General features: G+C 62.5%; 2 protein-coding genes. Both read left to right on the top strand.

Features of this window, described 5'->3' with window-relative positions; all coding sequences use genetic code 11:
- The first annotated feature begins 343 nt into the window (after nt 1-343).
- A complete protein-coding gene (gene pdhA, locus WBB85_RS04810; protein ID WP_432637488.1) occupies nt 344-1,333 on the top strand; it encodes a pyruvate dehydrogenase (acetyl-transferring) E1 component subunit alpha in 990 nt (329 codons plus the stop codon).
- 13 nt (nt 1,334-1,346) lie between these two features.
- On the top strand, nt 1,347-2,708 hold the full coding sequence (locus tag WBB85_RS04805; RefSeq protein ID WP_432637487.1) for a pyruvate dehydrogenase complex E1 component subunit beta: 1,362 nt from the start codon (nt 1,347-1,349) through the stop codon (nt 2,706-2,708).
- Nucleotides 2,709-2,798 lie beyond the last annotated feature (90 nt).

The following is a 2,798-nucleotide window of genomic DNA, read 5'->3' as shown; positions in this document are numbered from 1 at the left end:
GCGCCTGCCCGTCCCGCCGGGCTGGCGCTTTGGCGGCCTCGCGCATCAAATGAGGTCAGAGGGGCTTTGCGGGCATAAAGCAGCCCGAATGCCCGTCGCTGCGCCACCCCACGGGCAGGCGCTCGCCCGGCTTACGTGGCGCGTCCCAACGACCGCAAAGGGCGCAAACGCGACCTATGCAGGTCCGCGCCCCTTCCCTGGCGAATGCACCCGTCAGGACACTTCATCCGGCAATCCGGCATCGCCCGCCACTTCGCACAAATATTGCTCGCGATTTCAATGCAGTTACGCTATAAGATAGTTTAACGTTGAACTACTTTCTCGCCACTGGGAGGTTCTCGGCATGGCCGCACGGAAAAGCGCCACGAAATCAAATACATCCAAAGAAGAATTGCTGACCTATTATCGTGAGATGCTGCTCATCCGCCGATTCGAGGAGAAAGCAGGCCAGCTTTACGGCATGGGCCTGATCGGTGGGTTCTGCCACCTCTATATCGGGCAGGAGGCCGTCGTCGTCGGGCTGGAGGCCGCTGCCGAGGAAGGCGACAAGCGCATCACCTCTTACCGCGATCACGGCCATATGCTGGCCTGCGGCATGGATCCCAAAGGCGTCATGGCCGAACTGACGGGGCGTGAGGGCGGCTTGTCGAAGGGCAAGGGCGGCTCGATGCATATGTTCTCCAAGGAAAAGCACTTCTACGGCGGCCATGGCATTGTCGGCGCGCAGGTGCCCTTGGGCGCGGGCCTCGCCTTTGCCGACAAGTACAAGGACAACAAACGCGTCACCTTCGCCTATTTCGGCGACGGGGCGGCGAACCAGGGCCAGGTCTATGAGACCTTCAACATGGCCGCCTTGTGGAAGCTGCCGGTGATCTTCGTGATCGAGAACAACCAATATGCGATGGGCACCGCGCAGAAACGCTCCACCTCCACGCCGGAACTCCATACCCGCGGGCTCGCCTTCGGCATTCCGGGTGAGACGGTCGACGGCATGGATGTGCTGGCAGTCAAGGCCGCGAGCGAGAAGGCCACCGCCCATTGCCGCGCGGGCAAGGGCCCTTACATCCTTGAGATCAAGACCTACCGGTATCGTGGCCATTCGATGTCGGACCCGGCCAAGTACCGGACCCGCGAGGAAGTACAGAAGATGCGCGACGAACGGGACCCGATCGAACATGTGCGCGAACTGATCCTGCAGGGCAAGCATGCGAGCGAGGATGACCTGAAGTCGATCGACAAAGAGATCAAGGCCATCGTGAATGAGGCCGCCGAATTCTCCAAGACCAGCCCGGAACCAGCGCTCGAAGAGCTCTGGACCGATATCTACGCCTGAAGGGGGACCGCACATGGCTACCGAAATTCTCATGCCCGCGCTTTCCCCGACGATGGAGGAAGGCAAGCTGGCGAAATGGCTGGTGAAAGAGGGCGACACAGTGTCCTCCGGCCAGATCCTGGCCGAGATCGAGACCGACAAGGCGACGATGGAGTTCGAGGCGGTCGATGAAGGCATCATGGGCCGCATCCTGATCGCCGAGGGCACCGAGGGCGTGAAGGTCAATACGCCCATCGCCGTACTGGTCGAAGAGGGCGAAAGCGCCGATGCCGCGCCCTCCGCAGTCCCGGCCCCCGCGCCGGGACCTCAGCCCGTCCCAGCCACCGCCGCTGCTGTCGCTGCACCGGCGGCACAAGTGGCAGACACCTCGCCCGACTGGCCCGAAGGCACGGCGATGAAGACCATGACGGTCCGCGAGGCCCTGCGCGAGGCAATGGCCGAAGAGATGCGCCGCGATGGCGACGTCTACCTGATGGGGGAAGAGGTCGGCGAATACCAGGGTGCCTACAAGATCAGCCAGGGGCTTCTCGATGAGTTCAGTGACAAGCGCGTGATCGACACACCGATCACCGAACATGGCTTTGCCGGCATCGCGGTCGGTTCCGCCTTTGGCGGCCTCCGTCCCATCGTCGAGTTCATGACCTTCAACTTCGCAATGCAGGCGATTGACCAGATCATAAACTCCGCCGCCAAGACGCTTTACATGTCCGGCGGCCAGATGGGCTGCCCGATCGTCTTTCGCGGCCCGAACGGTGCCGCCGCCCGCGTCGGCGCCCAGCACAGCCAGGACTATGCCGCATGGTATGCGCAGATCCCCGGCCTGAAAGTCGTGATGCCCTACTCGGCCGCCGACGCGAAGGGATTGCTGAAAACCGCGATCCGCGATGCCAACCCGGTGATCTTCCTCGAAAACGAGATCCTTTATGGTCGCAGCTTCGAAGTGCCGGATCTGGAAGACTTCACCATCCCCTTCGGCAAGGCCAAGGTCTGGCGCGAAGGCACCGATGTGACGCTTGTCTCATTCGGGATCGGCATGACCCACACGCTGGCAGCCGCCGACAAGCTGGCGGCTGAGGGGATCAGCGCCGAGGTGATCGACCTCAGAACGCTCCGCCCCATCGACTATGACACCGTCATCGCCTCAGTCATGAAGACCAACCGCTGCGTCACGGTCGAGGAAGGCTTCCCGGTCGCCTCTATCGGCAACCACATCTCGGCCGTCTTGATGCAGCAGGCGTTCGACCATCTCGACGCACCGGTCATCAACTGCACGGGCAAGGATGTGCCGATGCCCTATGCGGCGAACCTCGAAAAGCTGGCGCTGGTGACCACGAAAGAGGTCATCGAGGCCGTCCACCAAGTCACCTATCGCTGAGCCATGGACGTGCTTGGCCGCGACAGCGCAAGGCAAGCCTACCGGGTCGCAATCGGTGACCCGGGGGACCGGATCGTCGGGCTGATCCCC

Source organism: Albidovulum sp. (assembly GCF_049646345.1).
Classification (GTDB): Bacteria; Pseudomonadota; Alphaproteobacteria; order Rhodobacterales; family Rhodobacteraceae; genus Albidovulum.
The sequence above is the reverse complement of the archived record's forward strand: the minus strand, read 5'-3'. Positions and strand labels throughout refer to the sequence as shown.

Coding starts and splice junctions, on each gene's coding strand:
- pdhA (WP_432637488.1), top strand. CDS start 344: ATGGCCGCACGGAAAAGCGCCACGAAATCAAATACATCCAAAGAAGAA.
- WBB85_RS04805 (WP_432637487.1), top strand. CDS start 1,347: ATGGCTACCGAAATTCTCATGCCCGCGCTTTCCCCGACGATGGAGGAA.